Source organism: Shewanella halotolerans (assembly GCF_019457535.1).
GTDB classification, from domain to species: Bacteria; Pseudomonadota; Gammaproteobacteria; order Enterobacterales; family Shewanellaceae; genus Shewanella; species Shewanella halotolerans.
Genome location: NZ_CP080417.1, coordinates 996,869 through 1,016,763 on the forward strand (window position 1 = coordinate 996,869; position 19,895 = coordinate 1,016,763).

17 protein-coding genes are annotated in these 19,895 nt (G+C 56.0%); 8 read left to right on the top strand and 9 right to left on the bottom strand.

All coding sequences use genetic code 11. From position 1 onward, the window contains the following. Window positions 1–74: 74 nt before the first annotated feature. The 3 genes from K0H81_RS04420 (at window position 75) to K0H81_RS04430 (ending at window position 2,615) form a co-directional block, all read left to right on the top strand. Window positions 75–1,427, top strand: coding sequence for a phosphatase PAP2 family protein (locus K0H81_RS04420; RefSeq protein WP_258406383.1), 1,353 nt, complete (start codon window positions 75–77; stop codon window positions 1,425–1,427). A 236-nt stretch (window positions 1,428–1,663) separates the two neighbouring features. Continuing rightward, on the top strand, window positions 1,664–1,909 hold the full coding sequence (locus K0H81_RS04425; RefSeq protein ID WP_144201911.1) for a hypothetical protein: 246 nt from the start codon (window positions 1,664–1,666) through the stop codon (window positions 1,907–1,909). Window positions 1,910–2,144: 235 nt separating this feature from the next. Further along, window positions 2,145–2,615: a cupin domain-containing protein gene (locus K0H81_RS04430; RefSeq protein ID WP_220060042.1), complete on the top strand. Its 471-nt coding sequence runs from the start codon at window positions 2,145–2,147 to the stop codon at window positions 2,613–2,615. A 146-nt stretch (window positions 2,616–2,761) separates the two neighbouring features. On the opposite strand, the gene K0H81_RS04435 is transcribed toward K0H81_RS04430, so the two are convergent. From K0H81_RS04435 to K0H81_RS04450, 4 genes are all read right to left on the bottom strand, one after another. Next, window positions 2,762–4,207, bottom strand: a complete 1,446-nt coding sequence (locus K0H81_RS04435; RefSeq protein ID WP_220060043.1) for a phospholipase D-like domain-containing protein — start codon at window positions 4,205–4,207, stop codon at window positions 2,762–2,764. Between the two features lie 659 nt (window positions 4,208–4,866). Next, entirely contained in the window at window positions 4,867–5,169 is a 303-nt protein-coding gene (locus tag K0H81_RS04440; protein ID WP_220060044.1) for a DUF1840 domain-containing protein, read from the bottom strand. A gap of 181 nt (window positions 5,170–5,350) precedes the next feature. Next, window positions 5,351–7,021 (bottom strand): amidohydrolase, encoded by a 1,671-nt coding sequence (locus tag K0H81_RS04445; RefSeq protein ID WP_220060045.1) that lies wholly within the window; start codon window positions 7,019–7,021, stop codon window positions 5,351–5,353. A 136-nt stretch (window positions 7,022–7,157) separates the two neighbouring features. Then, window positions 7,158–8,246, bottom strand: a complete 1,089-nt coding sequence (locus tag K0H81_RS04450) for a GGDEF domain-containing protein (RefSeq protein WP_220060046.1) — start codon at window positions 8,244–8,246, stop codon at window positions 7,158–7,160. A 234-nt stretch (window positions 8,247–8,480) separates the two neighbouring features. On the opposite strand from K0H81_RS04450, the gene K0H81_RS04455 reads away from it, so the two are divergent. Next, window positions 8,481–9,161, top strand: coding sequence for an energy-coupling factor ABC transporter permease (locus K0H81_RS04455; protein ID WP_220060047.1), 681 nt, complete (start codon window positions 8,481–8,483; stop codon window positions 9,159–9,161). A 211-nt stretch (window positions 9,162–9,372) separates the two neighbouring features. After that, entirely contained in the window at window positions 9,373–11,022 is a 1,650-nt protein-coding gene (locus K0H81_RS04460; protein WP_220060048.1) for an endonuclease, read from the top strand. A gap of 66 nt (window positions 11,023–11,088) precedes the next feature. Here K0H81_RS04460 and K0H81_RS04465 read toward each other — a convergent pair whose 3' ends face one another. Next, window positions 11,089–11,616, bottom strand: coding sequence for an acyloxyacyl hydrolase (locus K0H81_RS04465; RefSeq protein WP_220060049.1), 528 nt, complete (start codon window positions 11,614–11,616; stop codon window positions 11,089–11,091). 283 nt (window positions 11,617–11,899) lie between these two features. On the opposite strand from K0H81_RS04465, the gene K0H81_RS04470 reads away from it, so the two are divergent. From K0H81_RS04470 to K0H81_RS04480, 3 genes are all read left to right on the top strand, one after another. After that, entirely contained in the window at window positions 11,900–12,922 is a 1,023-nt protein-coding gene (locus tag K0H81_RS04470) for a M14 family zinc carboxypeptidase (RefSeq protein ID WP_220060050.1), read from the top strand. After that, window positions 12,919–13,707 (top strand): alpha/beta fold hydrolase, encoded by a 789-nt coding sequence (locus K0H81_RS04475; protein ID WP_220060051.1) that lies wholly within the window; start codon window positions 12,919–12,921, stop codon window positions 13,705–13,707. The genes K0H81_RS04470 and K0H81_RS04475 overlap by 4 nt, the downstream gene beginning before the upstream one ends. 69 nt (window positions 13,708–13,776) lie before the next feature. Further along, complete coding sequence (locus tag K0H81_RS04480) at window positions 13,777–15,072, top strand: glycerophosphodiester phosphodiesterase family protein (protein ID WP_220060052.1); 1,296 nt, start codon at window positions 13,777–13,779, stop codon at window positions 15,070–15,072. 79 nt (window positions 15,073–15,151) lie between these two features. On the opposite strand, the gene proC is transcribed toward K0H81_RS04480, so the two are convergent. The 4 genes from proC to putP are packed head-to-tail and all read right to left on the bottom strand — an operon-like array spanning window position 15,152 to window position 19,891. Beyond that, window positions 15,152–16,057, bottom strand: a complete 906-nt coding sequence (gene proC, locus K0H81_RS04485; protein WP_258406384.1) for a pyrroline-5-carboxylate reductase — start codon at window positions 16,055–16,057, stop codon at window positions 15,152–15,154. Beyond that, window positions 16,032–17,279, bottom strand: a complete 1,248-nt coding sequence (locus tag K0H81_RS04490) for a glutamate-5-semialdehyde dehydrogenase (RefSeq protein ID WP_220060053.1) — start codon at window positions 17,277–17,279, stop codon at window positions 16,032–16,034. Before K0H81_RS04490 ends, proC begins: the two co-directional genes overlap by 26 nt. A gap of 2 nt (window positions 17,280–17,281) precedes the next feature. Further along, window positions 17,282–18,382, bottom strand: coding sequence for a glutamate 5-kinase (gene proB, locus K0H81_RS04495; RefSeq protein ID WP_011866810.1), 1,101 nt, complete (start codon window positions 18,380–18,382; stop codon window positions 17,282–17,284). Between the two features lie 12 nt (window positions 18,383–18,394). Continuing rightward, the gene (gene putP, locus K0H81_RS04500; RefSeq protein WP_011866809.1) at window positions 18,395–19,891 is read right to left on the bottom strand and encodes a sodium/proline symporter PutP; all 1,497 of its coding nucleotides are present in this window, start codon (window positions 19,889–19,891) and stop codon (window positions 18,395–18,397) included. Window positions 19,892–19,895: the final 4 nt, after the last annotated feature.

A 19,895-nucleotide genomic window follows, 5' to 3' on the forward strand; every position in this document is an offset into this window, starting at 1 on the left:
GCATCTACACTTTGGGCAAGTATCTGCTTTGCCGGGAGTCAGCTATGTCAATCAAAGCTTTGCGATTAAAAGCTATGCAATTAAAAGCCACGCCATTAAAAGCCATGCCATTAAAAGCCAAGCGACTACAAGCCTGTGCTGTGTTGGGAACGAGCCTGAGCTTCGCCGCTATGGCGGCGCCCTATAACGCCATCAATGAGTCGATAGACGATGGTTTTGTCGAGGCCGGAGATATATTGGTGATTGCCATTCCGGCGACCGGATACCTGGCGTCCTGGCTCTATGATGACTTCGAGGGGGCTAAACAGCTGACCTTCTCTGTGCTGACGACACAACTGATTGTCGAGGCCACCAAGAGCACTGTGGGGCGCTATCGACCCAACTCAAATGTGGCGGGTGGAAGTTATAAGTCTTTTCCCTCTGGCCATTCCGCCGGGGCCTTCTCTGGCGCCGCCTTTCTGCAGTCGCGATATGGCAGCAGCTGGGGGATCCCCGCCTATCTGGGGGCCGGTGTAGTGGCCGCCAGTCGGGTGCATGGCAGACGGCACTACGCCGATGATGTGCTCGGTGGTGCGGGCATTGCCATCCTTGTGAACCAGTATTTCGTCGAGCGCTACGATAACCAAGGTTTGGCGGTGTCCCTCTTTCCCAATGATGAAGGTGGGCTGCAATTTAATCTCTCTATGCCCCTGGATGGGCCCCTGAATGGCCGAGCTGGCCCGCGCGCGGAGAAGCGTGCTCAGCCTGCGGTTCATGGCCCCAAGCGTCACCGCTTTGCCGTTAATCTCGGCTTTAACATGACAGATTCTCTGGGTATGGCAGGGGCGAAAGATCTGCTGCCAGATAGTCAGCTGGTGGACGAACATCAGCCGTTTTCCTATCTCATGTACGAGTACTTAGACTCGAGTGAGACCTCGCTACAACTCGAACTTTCGCCCAACGAGACACGCCTGTTTGGCACCCTCTCGGGGGAGTTCGAGCTGGATGGTAAGCAGTATCAGGATGGTGACTCCCTCTATCTGGCTTTTAAGCAGTGGAGCCTGGGGTCGCAATATTTCTATCGTTTCGCGCCTCAGGGGGATTGGCACTTCAAGTTAGGTGGCGGTCTCTACGCCTATTGGGTCGAGCTGGAGGTGGACTATCTGACCGGCGGTCAGTATGCCGATGAGGGTAGCCTGGAGGTCATGCCCTCTATCGAAGGGCGAACCCGTTATCATATCGGTGGAGGGCTGTCGGCCGATGCCATGGGACGTTTTCAGGCCTGGTCCGGTAATCAACTGGTCGCAGCGGAAGCCGGGCTAAGCTATGCCTTGGGAGAGGAGTGGGTGATGGGACTCAAGTATGCCTACTCAGAGGCCAAATGGGATGCGCTTAACATGGAGTATCAGACGGACTCCATAGTGCTTACTGTCGAGAACCGCTTTTAGCCAGCTATACGCAGATGGCGGCCGATTTGAACCAGAACGCAAGGTTTTATGCTCGTCTGTTTAGGGGGGGCAACTCGCAGTGTGGATGAAGTTTCAATCTCGCAAGCCTTGTTGGTAGAAGCTGTTTGGTCTGGGAAAGCCTGGGGCTATGGGTTCACATCTTGGGCCACTCAGGGTAGAGTACGCGACATTGAGTAAGGCCCGTTTGCGGGCGGATGAAGATGAGAAGCAAAGTCATGAGTGATGATAAAACGGTTATCGACAACCTGGATGATCTTGCCAGCTTCTTGCTGGCGGTAGAAAACGGCGGCCTGGGACTGGAAGGGGTCGAAGGGGTTGGGATGGCGACCAATAACGCCGATGGCCGCCATTTTGTGGCCGTGTTCGACAAGAATCACAAGCTCCTGCATGCCCGTTGGATCACAGATGAAGTGTTCGAGCAGGGCAAAGAGATGGTGCGTCACGGCGTCTCTAAGCACTGAGACCTTGCGAAACACTAAAAGCCCAAGGCCTAACGCCCTGGGCTTTTTTATTTAGGCTATGATGCGACACGCTTGTCTAGTTGCTCAGCTCGAGTCACAGCATTAAGCATCAACATAGGTTAGAGTGCTAGGCCATTGATTTAGGAGCTATGACTTGAAGCCAATGACTAGGGCCATTAACTCAAGAGCATGAATCCTAAAGCCGGGTCGATTAGAACATGAAGAGGGAGAAGTTATGCAGCGCGCGGAAGATTTCATCAATGCATTGCAGTTAGAGCAACATGTGGAAGGAGGCTATTATCGCTCCACCTACCGGGCGGAAGAGGCCTTCGATGACAGGCGTCAGCTGTGGACCAGTATCTATTTCCTGCTGCGCACCGGCGAGGTGTCCCATTTTCATCGCCTGACCGCCGACGAGATGTGGTATTTCCATGGCGGCGAGCCACTGACCATCTATATGATCGACGGGGAGGGTGAGCTGACTACGGCTGAGCTGGGGCTGGACGTGGCCGCAGGTCAACGGCCGCAGTTTCTGGTGCCTAAAGGCTGTATCTTCGGCTCGGCCATGAATAACCCGGGCTTTTCTCTGGTGGGCTGCATGGTGTCGCCTGGTTTTACCTTCGAGGACTTCGAGCTGTTCGAGCGCCAGCCGCTGCTGGACACCTATCCACAGCATAAGGCGATTATCGAGCGTCTGACCCGTTAACCCTTTGGGCGGCGTTTGCAGATGATTTTTACGGCGTCACCGCCTAGGAACGTCTGCCAAAACAAACGGTAAAGTTACAAAGTCCCTTAAGAAAGAATAAAAAAGGGCGGCCCAAATAGGCCGCCCCTTTATGTTTTAGCGAGTGACTACTTGCTCTGCCACTGAACGATATAGTCTTTCAGATCTATCATAGCGGCGTTACCCACGTAAGACACTGCGGCCAGGGCATCCATGTCGGCAATCGGCCTGGCGGCGATGATATTGTTGGCGGCTGTCTTGTTCATAGCCGCGTCGATATCCAGCTCGGTCAGGGTCGCGTTGTTGACGATATCCAGTACCACACCCACTTCGCTGGCGCTAAAGAAGACGCCTTCCCAGGTGCCTTCCTGATAGGCGGGCTTGGCACAATCTGTGCCATTGCCAGCTACGCAATAGGTGTAGCTGAAGTGTCCCTCAAACTCGGCGGCGGTTTCACTGTCGTGGATAACCACTATGTTTTCGTCGTTACCAAAGGCCGCGGCGCCACTGATATTGTGGGATCCTGTCAGTACCATATCGTCGATAATCATGTACTTATGATGGAACTTATCGCCACCATTTAACTTGGCTACACGCACATCGGCAGGGTTTTCCCAGATGTTGTTGGCGGCGCCAGTGTAGCTGTCCACCTCTATCTGACCTGAGGTATTAGGCTTCTCTATGCCCAACATATCCTGAAATTCAGAGTAGTAGCGAGAGAAGAAAGACGCATCGCCAAGGCCCTGTACCTCGACGCCGGCATCGTGTCTCAGCTCCATCTCATCGGCTACATCCTGGGCGCTAATAACAAACTGCGCCAGATGAATGCGATACTGGGCGTTACGAATATATTGCTGCATGTTGTACAGAGTCGAGCCTACGTAGACGCTTGGCGACTGCGGGGTGAACTGCACATCGATGCGGATATTGTCGTTGTTGGTGTAGACGGTCTCCAGCTGGTGATCAGGCTTACCCAGGCCAAAGAGTGAGTCTTTGGCGCCGCCCTGACCGTCACCCCACATCAGGTTGAACTGGTGGGTGTAGACACTTGCTAGCTGGTTAGAGTCGATGATAACGATATGGTTATCATTGCCTTCGCTGATCAGGTTTCCCAGGGCATCCAGGTCGCCATGCACGCCGGACTGACTAAAGTTGGTGCTGCCGGTGAGCACCTTCTTGCCGTCGACGACAATGAATTTGTTGTGCTGGATCTTGGAGCCTGCGCTACCGTTTTCGGTATCGTCGATCCAGGGGACGCCGCCTTGATTTAAGATGGCGATGGCCTGGTCATTCTCGCCGGCGATATTGTCTTCGTCGGTGACAAACTTCACATCGACGCCGCGTTGTTTGGCGGCCACCATGGCGTTGGCGATACCGGGCAGGTCGAGATCATAGATTGCCATATACAAGGTGCTATTGGCGGAATCGATAAGCTGGATAATTTTCTGTTCAAGGTCGGCTTGAACGGCCGGTGGATTGACCACGTGATTAAAGTAAACTTCAACATCATCGGCATAGCTCATTGACGACGCTAGCGATAACAACAACCCCATACTCAGTTTATTAATTTTCATGTTTTACCTTATTTTTATAATAAAAGTGTAAATCGAAAATGAGTAATCTGAATCCAATTTTCATTGTAGGTTTTAGCTACGTTTAACCATCCTTAGTTTAAAAACTCGACAGCATACTAACAGCCTATTATGACAATTAGTAGGTGTTATTTAACAAAAGTTATACAAATGTCTCAGTTTTTGTACATTTTAAAAATATGCGTGTTATCTGTTATTTATGCAGTGTGGTGAATAAATTTTGCTCAGTTATTCGACTAAAATGACTAATCATTCTGTTGTGATTGTTTTGCTTTAAAAACAGCTAAATAAGTAGAATGGCTCTTGCCTGTGGTTAAGCTGTGGCAGTGAGTTTGGGAAGTTTTAGGTAAATGAGTTATAACTGATTAATATTATTTTGTTTAAGTTTTCAATGGTGCTTTTTTATTTGGATGGGTTTTACTTGTTGATTAGTTGTTAATTGATTTGTGTTGGAAACAGGCGGGATATATAGGATTGTTTTGTCGGCGAGATTTTGAATAAAAATAACCTGGATTTCTGAGGCGGAAATAAAGAGTTCATGAATATAGTAAAAAGTATAAAATCGGCTCGTCAGAGACATTCACGCTCGATAAGGGATATTCACGAGCCGATTTTATGTGTGCCTATTTTCGTATTACAGATTATTCCCACATCACGTTGTCATTATTCTTGGCCGCCGACTCGAATAACTCGATGAGGGGCTGCGCCCTTTGTCTCAGGCTCACATAGGGGCCCTTCTCATCTTCGTCATCTTCTGTTTGTGGGGGCTGAGTTGGTGCATTGGCGACCGCCTGTTGCAGGCGGGCGAGGGCGGCAGGAACCTCTTCGGCGCGAATCGCCCCCGGCACCGAGGTGCTATGGCCGAGTATCTTCAGGAAGGTCTGGGCCACATCGCCAAACAGGGTGATGTTGGCATAGTGCTTGGTTTTAAAGGTGACTAGCATGTTGCGACTCCTTGGTGTGCGCCGGGACTATGACTTGGCTTGCGATAGCCTGTGGATCAAATTATAACCTATTGTCTATTAAACGTTTTGTATTTAGACAGTAAAAAAGCCCGATCATCGAACCGGGCTTTTTGCTACGTCTTGCTAGTGGGCTTATATCCATCTAGCAAAGGGCTTATCGTTACTGGGCATCCTTGATGTCGAACACCTTCTTGCCGTTAACCCAAGTCTGGTTCACCTGGGTTTGCCATAGCTGCTGTGGGGCCATGGTGAAGGGGTCGTTCTCAAGCAGAATGAAGTCGGCCTTCATGCCGGGCTGCAGTTCGCCTATCATGGTTTCCTGATGGGCGGCGTAGGCGGCGTCATGGGTAAAGCTGTTTAGGGCCTCGGTGAGGCTCATCTTCTCGCCGGGATACCAGCCCTGCTCGGGTTTGTTAGCGTGATCCTGACGGGTGATAGAGGCGTGCAGGCCAAAGAAGGGATTGGCTGACTCGATGGGAAAATCAGAACCTGCCGCGATCACAGCACCGCTATCCAATAGCTTACGCCAGGCGTAGGCGCCCTTGATCCGCTGCGGGCCGACCCTGTCTTCGGCCATATTCATGTCGCTGGTGGCGTGGGTCGCCTGCATGGAGGCGATCACCCCAAGCTCGGCAAACCTGGGAATATCGCTCAGCTGCAGTATCTGGGCGTGCTCCACCCTGTGTCTCAGGTCCTTGGTGTGGGTCTTGGCGATCAGACTCTGGTAATTATCCAGCACCAGCTTGTTGGCGCGATCGCCGATGGCATGGGTATTCACCTGAAATCCCGCCTGCATAGACTTCAGCATCAAGGCCTTCAGCTCATCTTCCTCGTAGAGCAGCAGTCCCTTATGGCCGTGCAGATCCGAGTAGTCCTGTAGCAGGGCAGCCCCGCGGCTACCCAGGGCGCCATCGGCGGAGATCTTCACGCTGCTGATATCTAGCATGCTACCGGGATGGTGATAGGGGCCCTTGGCCAGGGTCTGGTCGAACTGGTTATCGTCGGCGGCGACCATGGCGTAGATGCGGATCGGCATCTGCTTATCGTCTGCCAGCTGGCGGTAGGCGGCGAGGGTATCGTGACCGACACCGGCGTCGTGCACACTGGTGAGGCCGAGCCGGGCGAGATCTGCCATGGCCGCACTTAGTACGCGGGCCTGCTCCGCCTGGGTCAATGCTGGGATCTGCTGCTCGATAAGCGCCATGGCATTGTCGATAAACACGCCGCTGGGTTGTCCCTTATCGTCGCGGATGATCTCACCGCCGCTTGGGGCCTGGGTGTCGGCACTGATGCCCGCTAGCTTCATGGCGGCGCTGTTGGCCCAGCCGGCATGGCCATCGACCCGTCTTAACCACACGGGCGTGTCGGGAAAGACCTTATCCAGAGTCTTGGCCGTGGGAAAGCTTTTTTCTGGCCAGAGCACCTGGTTCCAGCCTCGGCCCAGCACCCAGTTAAGATCCCTGTTTTGCTTTCTAAAGGCTTGAACTCTCGCTACGGCGGCCTGTTCAGACTCGCTACCCTTGAGATCGACCCGGATCAGATTTAGCCCCCAGCCGAGCACGTGACCGTGGGCATCGATGAGTCCAGGTAACATGGTCTGCCCCTTGGCATCGATCACCTTGACGTTAGTGGATTGCGTTTGCCGCTCACTCGGCGGCTGCTGGTAGATCTTCTCTATCTTGTCGCCACTAAAGGCGATGGCGCTAAACTGGGTCAGCTTTCCCCGCTCCAGGGTGTAGCCCTTGAGGTTATGGATTAGGGTGGTTTGCGCCAGAGTGCTGGCGGAAAACAGCAGGCCAATGGCGAGACTTACTTTAGTTAGGGTATTCATATTATTGATTTTTTTAGGGGGTTATTGGGTTCATACTAGCAGCTTAGGCGTCGCTGGCAAACTAGCCATAGGTAGTGGCTGGCACGCGCCAGGACTGTCTGAGCTAAAGCGCAATAGCAGCCTTAATTGCTGATGTTTAGTCGTTAACGGCGCAGATGTGAGGGCTGGCGGCTTCGGCCACGACCCGGTTGCGGCCCGTTTGTTTGGCTTGGTAGAGGGCGTTATCGGCGCGGTTGACCAGGGTCTTGATGGTGTCATCTTCTCTGAGCTGGGCGGCCCCCAGGCTGATGGTGAGAGACTGGCCATCAAACTTCTGTGCGGCGACATCCTGGCGTAGCTGTTCGGCCACGGCGACAGAGATTGAGAGTGAGGTATCGGGCAGCAGGATCACGAACTCTTCGCCGCCCCAGCGGGCCAGAAAATCTCCCTCACGGCAGAGGCTCCTGAGACTATCGGCCAGCTGGACCAGCACGCGATCGCCGGTCAGGTGGCCGTGGGCGTCATTAATCTGCTTGAAGTAATCCACATCCAGAATCAGCAGGCTAAAGGGAGTCTGCCGGTGACGGCTCTGCAGCACATACTCCTCCAGCGTGATGTCGAGCTTCTCTCTGTTGTAGAGGCCGGTGAGCTTGTCGGTCTCGGCCAGTTTCTGGATCTTGGCGTTGCGCTCGCCCAGTTGACGATAGGCCGAGGAGCGGGTGCCCTCGTAGAAACGAAACAGCAAGATATGGGCAATGGATACCTCGATGACATTGAACAGGGCGCCCATGCCGAAGGTGACGGGCTTGGCCTCCTGGATCTGGCCATAGACTATGTAGGCGCAAACCCCGAAGGCGATTAGGGAGACCAGGCTACCTCGTTGCCGTCCGAGGAGGAAGAAGGCGAACGGCGGGATCAGGGTTGCCCAATAGAGAGAGTGGGCATAGCCGCCCACCGAGGCGACGAACAGCAGGATCAATCCGGTGACCATCAGGGTCACCGCCCAGGAGGTGAGGTTGACGTTGGCGGTGCGGTTGAAGAAGGCCAGAATCGATAGGGAAAGCACGAAGCCGCTGGCGTCCAGGGTGGCGTACTCATAGCTCTCGAAATAGAAGATGTTGAGCAGGGTGAGCACCAGGAAGAAGCTGCTGCTGAGCAGCAGGGTATGGCCGATCAAACGGGTGCGCCAATAGTCTCTGTGGCCCGGTGGATATTGGGCAAAGTCTTTGTACCAGTACTTAAGCATGATGTCCCTTTCTTCACTGCTTCAGAGGATTATTACCCAAAATTAAGTAGATTAACAGTGGCTTATATCGAGGTGATTTTTCGGTTCGTTTTCGCCAGTCCTCACTCCTGAGTAGCTAAGGATTGATGACGCCTAGTCTGTGTCTATGCTAGGGTGAGCGCCAAGGGAAAGCGGTTAAGCCTTTGGCATTTGCGCTAAGCGGGCCGCTAGGATTTTGATGGGGTTAGAAAGGCGATGACGGCATTCTTGCTACAAAGATGGAGTGAGATAAATTGGCAATTTGGAGGTGCTCAGCTGCTGACCATGGCCGTGCTGGCACTCTGGCTTTGGGCCATCTGGCCGGTCGAGGATGTGAAGGCGCTACTTAAGGATAAGGCGCTGCAGACCCGCTTGCTACTGGCCATCTTCTTCGTCAATGCTCTTTGGCTTATCGACGCCAGCATCACCCCGGGGATTCATGCCCACTTTCTCGGCCTGGTGACATTGATGCTGATGTTTGGTTGGCGCCTGGCTACCCTGGCACTGCTGTTGCCGGTCGCCTTCTTCGCCACCTTCATGCTCAAGTTGCCGCTGGATTTCGCCATCTATGGCCTGGTGGCTATCGCCTTGCCGCTGTTTCTCAGCTATGTGGTCTACAGTCAGGTGTTTAAGTATCTGCCGCACCATCTGTTCGTCTACATCTTCTGCGGCGCCTTCATGAATGCCTTCCTCTGCATAGTGTTTCACATACTCAGCTGGTCGATCTGGCTCTACCTGATGACCGACTATGACTGGGCCTATCTGACAGATAACTATCTGCTGCTGATCCCGCTGCTGGCCTTCCCTGAGGCGCTGCTCAATGGCATGGCGGTGACCCTGATGGTGGTCTATCGCCCCGAATGGCTCTATGACTACTCGGACAGAACCTATTTCTAAGCACCTGTTGTAAAAATCCCGCGAGAACTGCCTGTTAGCTTGATTTTAATCAAAGGTTATCAAGATGATGGTTTAAATGTTTCAATTTGTAACCTTGGGGCGTTAGTATGCCTCCTTGTGCTCCCCGAAGGGATTTACCTTCGTGGCGTACGGGGTCAGCCCAGGCCTTAGGCCGGGCTCAATAATAAAAATACTAGAGTGAAAATTTACGATGGATATGTATAAGTTATCAACGGCTGCGTTAGTGGCTGGCCTGGCTTTCAATGCCAATGCCAATCTGCTGATCAGCGAAGTGTTATACGATGCGCCTAACAATGACAGCGTCGAAGAGTATGTCGAACTGTATAACGCCGGCTGCAGCAGTATCGACTTGAGTCAGTACCAGCTCAGCGACAACGGCAGCAGCTATGCCTTGCAGGGTACGCTCGCCCCTGGCGCCTACTATACGGTAGCAGCCAACCAGGCGGGTTTCTACAGCCTGTTCAACACCAATCCAGATCAATCTCCTATGTCGTTAACCCTAGGCAACTCGGGTGACTTCGTGCGCCTGTCGAAGGGCAGCGAAGAGGTGGATCTGGTCGCCTGGGAAGGCGGCCTGAGTGGCTGGTCGCTAAACGTGCGCGACGTCTCCCTGGCGCGTACAACAGTGATAAACACTAAGTCGCAGGCCGACTGGAGCGCCATGGATAACGCTGGCACGCCGGGCACGGGTAGCCTGGATAGCTGCGACACCTCCGCTGGTGGCAGCGACAATCAGCTGGGCAATGGTCAGCCAAAGTCTGACCTTAGTGCGGCCAAGGGGCAGACTCTCAGCTACCTGTTCGACCTGCCCCAAGGGGCGAGCGATGTGGTGGTCACCATGAGTGGCGGCACCGGGGATGCCGACCTCTATCTGCGCCAGGGCAGTGAGCCTACACTGGCTGAATATGACTGCGCCCCTTATCTTACCGGCAACAACGAGCAGTGCAGCGTCACCACGCCTGTTGTTGGTCGCTACTATGTGAATATCACTGCCTATGAGGCCTTTAGTGGCGTGTCGCTCAGCCTAAGTTATAACGTGGCGAGTGGCGGCGATGGCTCCGGCACTGGCACTGGTACTGGGACTGGGACTGGCGGTGACGGCTCGGCCGGCGACAATGGTGATTATGTCTACACCAGCTACTATGGCGATGCGATAGGCAAAAGCGGAGCGGCGCTAAAGGCCAGCCTGAATGGGATCATCAAGGGCCATACCCGCTTTAGCTATAGCCAGGTGTGGGATGGACTCAACTATGCCGATGAAGACCCGGCCAACAGCAACAATGTGATCTTGCTGTATTCGGGCCGCTCTGAGCCTAAGACGAATCGGGCCGGATTGAGTACCTCACTCGATGCCTGGAACCGTGAACACGTCTGGGCCAAGAGCCATGGCTTCCCCAGCAGCAGTCAGTACGCCTATACCGATCTGCATCACCTGCGTCCGGCAGATGTTACCGTTAACAGCAGCCGCAGCAACAAAGACTTTGCCGCCGGCGGCAATGTGATCTCTGAGGCGCCGGGCAACTTTACCGATGCCGACAGCTTCGAGCCGCGCGATGAAGTGAAGGGCGATGTGGCGCGTATGGTGTTCTATATGGATGTCAGGTATGAGGGTAACGATGCCAGCGGCACACCGGATCTCAGCGTGGTGAGCGGGGTTACCGGTAATGGCGAGCCTCTGCTTGGGGATCTCTGCACCCTGTATCGCTGGCACCAGCAAGATCCGGTCAGCGACTGGGAGCGCCGCCGCAACAATCGTGTGTTCGAGTGGCAGAAGAACCGTAATCCTTTCATCGACAACAGCAGTTGGGTGAGCGAGATCTACGGCGCCTCCTGCCCTTAAGCCTTAGCGTATCAGCTTGATCAAAAGCGCAGCCCTGAGGCTGCGCTTTTTTATGCCCATAAAGGACTACCAGAGGTAACCATAGCTGAGACCGACCACGTTGAAGCCATCGTTCTCGCTGGCGAGGTTGGCGTTTGAGTAATGGTTGAAGGCGATCCCGAGCTTGTGGTGCTTTTGCAGTATCACGCCGGCGCCTAACTTGTCTTCGAATTGCCAGTGGGAGCCCAGGCTGCGGTCAAGGTAATGCTCGCTGTCGATATAGGTGATGCCTATGCCGCCCTCGAAGTAGAGGCTGAGGCTCTCCAGGGGATATTGATAACTGAGCACAGGGATGAGTGACACGCCATGATTATCCCTCGGGGTGTAGTCTTGCCAGTAGTGGTAGGCCAGCTCCAGATTGATGCCGAGGTTGTGGCGGGTCAGCAGCTTGTCTTGCATGGGGATAGGATAGACCAGGGCGAGTCGGTGGGCCCTGGCGTTATCCGAGCCATGCCATTTGGGGTTGGTTTGTCCCAGGCTATAGCTCAGGCCCCAGTCGGCGAATGCCGATAGCGGCAAGAGTGAGAGGCCCAAGATAATAAACAAAGTTTTCATTGGGTTATCCTTGGAAGATGCGGCCCTGTCAGGAGATTAGCTAACGCCCTGATGCCGGCCGAAAGCCGCTAATGCAAAGCCGCTAATGCAAAGCCGCTAAGGTAGAGTCTTTAGAGCAAAGCTGTTAAATAAAAGCTCTTAAATAAAAGTTGTTAATTTAAGGTTAGTTTAAATCACTCTGCCTCTCGTTAAAGTGCCCAAATCCAGGTCTGGCGAGTGTCATCTCCCTGTCGTATTGTCAGGCTAAGTTAAGCCCATGGATAAGCAGTGTTAAGCTGGGGCAATGAGCCGGTTCTCCTTCGAGCATGCCTTCGAGATCGATACCCTAAAGCGGCTGATCGCCCAGCATCAGGCGCATTTTCGGCATCGCTCACTGCTGGACTTTTATTATCGCGGCGAGGCGCTGTCGGTGACCGCCATCGAGCTGGGGGCGCAAGAAAGCGACGCACCCTGCGTGCTCTTTGTCGGCGGGGTGCACGGGGTCGAGCGTATCGGCGCCCAGGTGGTGCTGGCGTTTCTCGGCAGTCTGCTTAACCGCCTCGACTGGGACACGCACTTGCAGGCGCTATTAAGAAAGGTAAGGCTGGCCTTCGTGCCCATAGTGAATCCGGCGGGATTTCTGCGCGGCAGTCGTGGCAACGGTCAGGATGTGGACCTGATGCGCAATGCTCCCATAGAGGCGCAGGAGGGAGTCACCTTCCTGGTCGGCGGGCAGCGCTTCTCCCGTCATCTGCCCTGGTATCGCGGCGAGGCGATGGCGTCGGAAACCAAGGCCTTGATAGACTATGTCACCTCGCTACAGGCGCGCAGCAGTAGCCTGCTGGCGCTGGATGCCCACTCGGGCTTCGGGCTCAGGGATCACCTCTGGTTTCCCCATGCCCACACCCGTGAGCCCTTCGCCGGCATAGGTTATGTCTATCAACTGCATAAGTTGTTTGAGAAGGGCTATCCCCACCACGGCCACTATCAGCTGGCGCCCCAAAGCCATTTCTATCGCACCCACGGCGACATCTGGGATTATCTGGTGACCCAGGTTGACGGCAAGACCCCCTTCGTACCGCTAACCTTAGAGATGGGGTCATGGGCTTGGGTACGCAAGAATCCGCGACAGCTGTTTAACTTTCCCGGCTACTTCAATCCTCAGGCGCCCCACAGACACCACAGGATTTTGCGCCGTCACGTGGTGCTGATGCAGTTTCTGCTCGACGCCGCCTACGGCAGGGTGCTGGAACGCCTCTCGCCATCCGAGCTGTCAATGCTCACCGCCGAGGGGCAGCGGTTTTGGTTTAATCGAGGAGCAAGATGACCACCTGGGTAATGCTTAGAGGCTTGATGCGCGACGAACGCCACTGGCAGGGCTTTGTCGAGCGCCTGATTGCTGCCGGCGAACGGGTGATCACAGCGGATCTGCCCGGTAATGGTCGCCTGGCATCTGAGCTGAGCCCCACGAGTATAGAGGCCTATTGCGACAGCGTCTGGGGCCAGGTACTACCCCATATCAATCCCTTTCGGGGCAAGTCTGTGGTGTTGATTGGCCTCTCCATGGGGGGCATGACGGCGCTGGCCCTGGCCAGTCGCTATCCGGATCGCGTTCGTCAGGTGGTGCTGCTTAACAGCAGCGCCGCCAATCTCTCCCCCTGGTATCGCCGTTTTCGTCTGCTCCCCTTGCTGAGGGCGATGTTAGGCGGAGTGCGCCTCAAGCTGACCCAGCTGGGCACGGGCCTCAGCCTGGTGGAGGCCTGCGTGCTGCAATACACCAGCCTGTATCATGGCGACAACCTGGCGCTGATCGCCAACTGGAGCCGCTGGCGCGATGAGCGCCATACCAGTCTTTGCAACGGCGTTCGTCAGCTTATCGCCTGCGCCCGCTTTCAGGCGCCGCCGCTGTCGAGTATTCCTGTGACGGTTATCTGCGCCGCCGAGGATCGTCTGGCCGATCCCCGCTGCAGCCGCGCGCTGGCCAGCTTCTACCATACCCAGGCGATAGTGTTACCCAGTTGCGGTCATGATATTAGCCTGGACGCCCCCGAGGCGCTGCAGACCAGTCTGCAGGCGAACATAGTGGCCGATGGCGGCCAATCGTCACATTAATGTTGTCTAACTGTCATCTGCACTGGCTAGTATCCCTGGCCGACTATGGTTAATTAAGGGAATAATAAAGTGCGAATTCAATCAGCTAATCTAACTGCCTTAGCGGGCATCCTACTGGGAAGCCTCAGCCTGGCGGCTTGTAATAGCAATGATGATGACAACCAGGAACCGAGCAATCCCCTCATCAAAGTGATGGGTATCGATAAGCAGGTTCCTGCCCAGGTGAGTGTTCGTCCCCTGTTTCTGGTGGATCAGATGGTCGACGGTGAGCTTAAGAGTCAGCTGGAGCAATGCCGTCAGGGGCCTTTCTATCGCAGCGACTTTGCCATCGGCCATCGCGGCGCGGCGATGCAGTTTCCCGAGCATACGAAAGAGTCTTACCAGGCGGCCATCGACTCGGGCGCCGGTGTGGTGGAGTGTGACGTGACCTTTACTGCCGACAAGGCGCTGGTGTGCCGCCACTCCCAGTGTGACCTGGCCACTACTACTAATATTCTGGCCATCGATGATATCGCCGCCAAGTGTAGCGCGCCCTTCACCCCGGCTGATGCCGTTAACGGCGTGAGCGCCAGTGCCACCTGTTGTACCAGCGATATTACGCTGGCAGATTTCAAGCGCCTCAAGGGCAAGATGGATGGCGCCAACCCTAAGGCCACCAATGTGCAAGAGTATATGGCGGGCACCGAAAGCTGGCGCACGGATCTCTACGCCGGCGAGGGCACCCTGATGACCCACGCCGAGAGCATCGCCATGTTTAAGGCGGCGGGCGTCAAGATGACCCCAGAGCTGAAGGCGCCGAGCGTGACCATGCCGTTTGATGGCATGACGCAAGCAGACTATGCCCAGATGATGCTGGATGAGTATCAGGCGGCCGGTGTCTCGCCATCTAGCGTCTATCCCCAGTCGTTCAACCTCGATGACGTGAAATATTGGATTGCCAATGCGCCCGAGTTTGGTCAGCAGGCGGTCTACCTGGATGACAGATACGATCTGAGCGACTTCGATCCTCAGGACAGCAGCACCTGGTCACCCGGCATGGATAGCCTGGCTGGTGATGGCGTGCAGATCATCGCGCCGCCCCTCTGGGTATTGGTTACGCTGGACGACGAGGGCAAGATAGTGCCGTCGGAATATGCCAAGGCGGCCAATGCGGCGGGCCTTAAGATCATCACCTGGACCCTGGAACGCTCGGGCCTGCTGACCCAGGGCGGCGGCTGGTACTATCAGAGCATCACTGAGGCGATCAAGGATGAAGGCAAGGCCTTCGAGCTGCTGGATGTGCTGGCGAAGGATGTTGGGGTGATCGGCGTGTTTAGCGACTGGCCGGCGACCGTGACCTACTACGCCAACTGCATGGCAAAATAGACGCTTCAAGGCGACTAAACAAGAGGCGCGCTCAAATGAGCGCGCCTCTTCGCTTTAGCGGTACAGCAAAAGGAGCGGCTTAGCCGAGCGCCAGCTCCTTGGCCCGGCGGGCGGCGCTGTCCATCGCCCTGGCGACTAAGGCATCGAGATCCCCATGCTGAAAGGCCAGCACCGCTTGCTCAGTGGTGCCCTTAGGGGAGGTGACCTGATGGCGTAGATTAGCGAGCCCCTCCTTGCTGGCCATCGCCATAGAGACGGCGCCTATGGCGCTCTGCAGCACCGCCTTGCTGGCGGTCTTGGCTGGCAGCCCCTGGGCGATGGCGGCCTTCTCCATCGCCTCTAAAAACAGGAAGAAGTAGGCGGGCGAACTGCCGGCGGTAGCCACTATGCTGGCCATTTGCTGCTCATCTTCGAGCCAGACGGTATCGCCGACGGCGCGCATCAACTGCTCGGCATCATCGACGGCCTGTCTGTCCAGGTGGCCCGGCACATAGAGACCGGTGAGTCCCTTGCCGATGGCCGTTGGCAGGTTGGGCATGGCGCAGACCAGCTGAACATTTTGGGGCAGCTTGTCTGAGATGCTGGCATGGGTTAGCCCTGCCGCGATGGAGATCAGCAATTTTTGCTCACTTCTGCCGTTATTAACTTGCCCAAGCAGGGGGCGTAACTCGTCACACACCAAGGGGACGATGAAGGGTTTCACCGCCAGTATGATGATGTCGGCAAAGGCCACCGCGGCGCTGTTATCCGAGTGCACCCTGACATTAAAATCCTGCACCAGGCGGCTGCGTGTGCGCTGGCTGGGGGCACAGACCAGGATATGTGCGCTCCTGTGGCCGTGCTTGATCAGGCCGCGAATGATGGCGCTGGCCATGTTGCCGCCGCCGATGAAGGCGATGCGTAACTGGGGATTTAACCCCGGGTCTTGATAAGAGATGTTGGGCCTCCTATGAATGTTTTTAGGCGCGGATCTGACCGTCGCCATTGACCAGGTATTTCTCCGTGGTGAGGGACTCCAGCCCCATGGGGCCGTAAGCATGCAGCTTAGTGGTGGCTATGCCGATCTCGGCGCCCAGCCCCAGCTCGCCGCCGTCGGAGAAGCGTGACGAGGCGTTGACCATGACCACTGAGGCGTCGACCGTGCGCTGAAAGCGTTTGGCGGTCAGCTCGTTTTCGGTGCAGATCACCTCGGTATGGCGGCTGCCGAAGCGATGAATATGGGCAACGGCCTGGTCAAAGTCCTTCACCTGACGCACGGCGAGTTCAAGATCCAGATACTCCTGGCCAAACGCCTCATCGCTGATCACCTGGGCGGCCGCGAAGTATTGCTGGGTATTGGCGCAGCAGTTGATCTTCACCTGGTGCTTGGCCAGCGCGGTGGCCGCCATGGCGAGAAACTTAGGGGCTACCTCGCTGTGTACCAGCAGACCCTCGAGGGCGTTACACACGCCGGTGCGTTGGGTCTTGCCGTTCAGCAGCAGGGCCAGTGCCTTGTCCAGGTCCGCATCCTTATCCACATACAGGTGGCAGACACCCTTAAAGTGCTGAATAACAGGCACCTTGCTGTGTTCGGTGACGAAGTTGATCAGGCCTTCACCACCGCGGGGGATGATGACGTCTATGGTGTCACGTTGCTGCATCAGCTCCATCAGCAGGGCGCGGTCTGGGTCTGGCACCACGGCAATTAGCGAGGCCGGCAGGCCATATTGTTTGAGGATCTTCTGCAGCACGGCGGCGATCACCTTGCTGGTGTGCAGCGCCTCCTTGCCGCCTCTTAAGATGACCGCATTGCCCGATTTGAAGCAGAGGGCGCCGGCATCGGCGGTAACGTTGGGGCGCGCCTCATAGATCATGCACACCACGCCGAGCGGCACCCGCATCTTGCTGATGCTCAGGCCGTTAGGACGGGTACTCAGGTCGCGCTGGGCACCGATAGGGTCGGGCAGGGTGGCGATGTTCTCTATTCCCTGGGCCATCGCCTCGATGCGATCTCCGTCCAGGGTGAGTCTGTCTATCATGGCGTGGCTCAGCCCCGCCTGCTCGGCGCTGGCGAGGTCGATAAGGTTAGCGCTGCGGATCTCGAAGCTGTTGTCCCGCAGGCTGCGTGCTATGTCCAGTAAGATGGTGTTCTTGGTTTGGGTGTCGACCTGAGCCAGCGTCTTGGCGGCCTGGGCGGCATCCCTAGATAGGGTTTCAATTATGCTCATATTTACTCCAATATGGCGATGTTCTCATCGCTTAAGATGGGACCGGTTTGCTGCTCGACATCGTGGGCAAAGGCACGGTCCGGTTGCTTGGCGATAAAACTCAATAAGCAACTGCTGTAATTGGCCTGGGCCTTCGCCAGCTTAGTGCCATCGCCTTTGCGCACTAAGATGGTGTCACCGACGGAAAAGTTGCCTTTTACGGCCACCACATCGTCGCTGGTCAGTTGCGTCTCCTGGTCGTCCAGGGGGGCGTCGAAGTTATCTTCGACAATCACTTCGCCCTGGGCCTGTGAGGTGTGGGTCATCCAGTGCACATGTTCCTGCATGGGCTGGTCGAACGGGGTGAACAGGGTGCCCGGGTTTTGCCCCTTGAGCAGACGGTTGAAGGCATCGGGGTCGAAGCCGTTGATGATCACCGTCTCTATGCCGTGGGCGATCGCCTTCTCGGCCGCCTCTATCTTGGTGCGCATGCCGCCGGTGCCGACCTCGCTGGTGGCGCCGCCAGCCATGGCGTAGATGGCTTCATTGATCTCGTTCACCTGTTTGATCAGCTTGGCATCATCGTGCAGCTGGGGATTCTTGGTGTAGAGCCCGTTAACGTCGGAGCAGATGATCAGGGCGTCGGCATCGGCCGCCGCCGCGACCATGGCCGACAGGTTGTCGTTGTCACCGACACGCAGTGTGTCTGTGGTGACCGCATCGTTCTCGTTGACTATGGGCAGCAGGCCGTGGTCCAGCAGGCTAAACAGGGTGTTCTTGATGCTGATGTAACGCTCGCGATCCCTGAGATCGCCATGGGTAACCAGCAGCTGGGCCGAGGGAAAGTCGAATAACTTATCCCAGGTGGCCATCATATCGGCCTGGCCCGCGGCGGCCATCGCCTTCTTCTGTGATACGCTTGGCTGTTTGACGTCACCCAGTCGGTGCCAGCCGGCGGCCACCGATCCAGAGGAGACCAGGACGACCTGGACGCCTTGGGCGCGGCAGTTAGCGATAAATTGGGCGATACCCAGCAGATAGTGGCTGCTGCATCCTTGCTTATGGGGCGCGATCAGGGCACTACCCACCTTAACGACGATGCGTTTCCAGTGTATGTTTGCCATGTTTCCCCCGCCTTATCTCTGCTCGGCTAGTTGACGCCCGGCCTCATCGAAGGTTTCTATGGTGTTTTCACAAGGGTCGCCATCTAAGGCGCTCACGCCCCAGATCACCAGGCTGCTGGCCATAAAGCCAGGGATCATTTCATAGAGCATGGAGCTCAGTGCCTTACCCTCGGGCAGCACTGGCGCGTAGATCCAGAAGAGTACGGTGGCGGCACCGGCGACGATACCGGCTACGGCAGCCTTATGGGTCAGGTTCTTCTTGTACAGGCTAAACAGCACCAGCGGACCGAAGGCGGCGCCGAAGCCGGCCCAGGCATTACTCACCAGTGACAGAATGCTGTTGGAGCGATCCAGTGCCAGTAGGCTGGCGACTATGGCCACCCCGGCTACACCGAACCGTCCCAGTTTCACCATCTCCTCTTCGCTGGCCTCCTTCTTCGACACCACGCGGTAGATATCTTCGGTCAGCGAGCTGGATGACACCAGTAGCTGAGACGAGATGGTGCTCATGATGGCCGCCAAGATCGCCGCGAGTAGGAAGCCGCTGATCAAGGGGTGGAACAACAACTCAGAGAAGACGATGAAGATGGTCTCAGGATCGCTCAGTTTCATGTCGAACTTGTTGGCATAGGCGATACCCACCAGGCCGGTGGCCAGGGCGCCTATGATGGTGACCGTCATCCAGCTCATGCCGATGTTCTTGGCCGTCTTGATGTCAGACACGCTACGGATCGCCATGAAGCGCACTATGATATGGGGCTGACCAAAGTAACCCAGGCCCCAGGAGAGCGCAGAGATCAGTCCCAGCAGGGTGACGTTTTGCATCGCCTCGCCGAAATGAGGGATAGACTCGTAGGCGAAGTTCATCATCTTATCGGCGTTGCTGAACTCCTGATAGGCCACCACGGGCACTAAGATCAGCGCGACAAACATGATACAACCCTGGACGAAGTCGGTCAGGCTGACGGCCAGGAAGCCGCCGAGCAGGGTGTAGGAGACGACGACCCCTAGGGTGATCACCAATCCCAGCTCGTAGTTGACCTCGAAGGCCGACTCGAACAGCTTACCGCCCGCCACCAGGCCTGCCGAGGTGTAGAGGGTAAAGAAGATCACTATGATGGCCGCAGAGATGATGCGTACATTGCAGCTGGGGTCATGAAAGCGCTTGGCGAAAAATTCCGGAATCGTCAGCGCGTTGTTGGCCACCTCGGTATAGACCCTCAGCTTAGGCGCGACGATCAGATAGTTCACCAGGGCGCCAAGTAACAAGCCCAAGGCGATATAGATGGTCTCGAAGCCTACCAGGAACATGGCACCGGGCAGACCCATCAGCATCCAGCCACTCATGTCGGACGCACCGGCTGAGAGGGCGGTGACCTGAGGGCTCACCTGTCTGCCGCCCAAGATGTAGCCCGACACATCATCGGTCGAACGGCGGTAGGCAAACAGGCCTATGGCCAACATGGCAAGAAAATAGATAGCGAGGGAGATGTAGGTTAAATAATGCATTGAG

Coding starts and splice junctions, on each gene's coding strand:
- K0H81_RS04470 (WP_220060050.1), top strand. CDS start 11,900: ATGAGCCGGTTCTCCTTCGAGCATGCCTTCGAGATCGATACCCTAAAG.
- K0H81_RS04490 (WP_220060053.1), bottom strand. CDS start 17,279: ATGAGCATAATTGAAACCCTATCTAGGGATGCCGCCCAGGCCGCCAAG.
- K0H81_RS04465 (WP_220060049.1), bottom strand. CDS start 11,616: ATGAAAACTTTGTTTATTATCTTGGGCCTCTCACTCTTGCCGCTATCG.
- K0H81_RS04475 (WP_220060051.1), top strand. CDS start 12,919: ATGACCACCTGGGTAATGCTTAGAGGCTTGATGCGCGACGAACGCCAC.
- proC (WP_258406384.1), bottom strand. CDS start 16,057: ATGGCGACGGTCAGATCCGCGCCTAAAAACATTCATAGGAGGCCCAAC.
- K0H81_RS04420 (WP_258406383.1), top strand. CDS start 75: ATGCAATTAAAAGCCACGCCATTAAAAGCCATGCCATTAAAAGCCAAG.
- K0H81_RS04445 (WP_220060045.1), bottom strand. CDS start 7,021: ATGAATACCCTAACTAAAGTAAGTCTCGCCATTGGCCTGCTGTTTTCC.
- K0H81_RS04450 (WP_220060046.1), bottom strand. CDS start 8,246: ATGCTTAAGTACTGGTACAAAGACTTTGCCCAATATCCACCGGGCCAC.
- proB (WP_011866810.1), bottom strand. CDS start 18,382: ATGGCAAACATACACTGGAAACGCATCGTCGTTAAGGTGGGTAGTGCC.
- K0H81_RS04460 (WP_220060048.1), top strand. CDS start 9,373: ATGGATATGTATAAGTTATCAACGGCTGCGTTAGTGGCTGGCCTGGCT.
- K0H81_RS04435 (WP_220060043.1), bottom strand. CDS start 4,207: ATGAAAATTAATAAACTGAGTATGGGGTTGTTGTTATCGCTAGCGTCG.
- putP (WP_011866809.1), bottom strand. CDS start 19,891: ATGCATTATTTAACCTACATCTCCCTCGCTATCTATTTTCTTGCCATG.
- K0H81_RS04430 (WP_220060042.1), top strand. CDS start 2,145: ATGCAGCGCGCGGAAGATTTCATCAATGCATTGCAGTTAGAGCAACAT.
- K0H81_RS04455 (WP_220060047.1), top strand. CDS start 8,481: ATGACGGCATTCTTGCTACAAAGATGGAGTGAGATAAATTGGCAATTT.
- K0H81_RS04425 (WP_144201911.1), top strand. CDS start 1,664: ATGAGTGATGATAAAACGGTTATCGACAACCTGGATGATCTTGCCAGC.
- K0H81_RS04440 (WP_220060044.1), bottom strand. CDS start 5,169: ATGCTAGTCACCTTTAAAACCAAGCACTATGCCAACATCACCCTGTTT.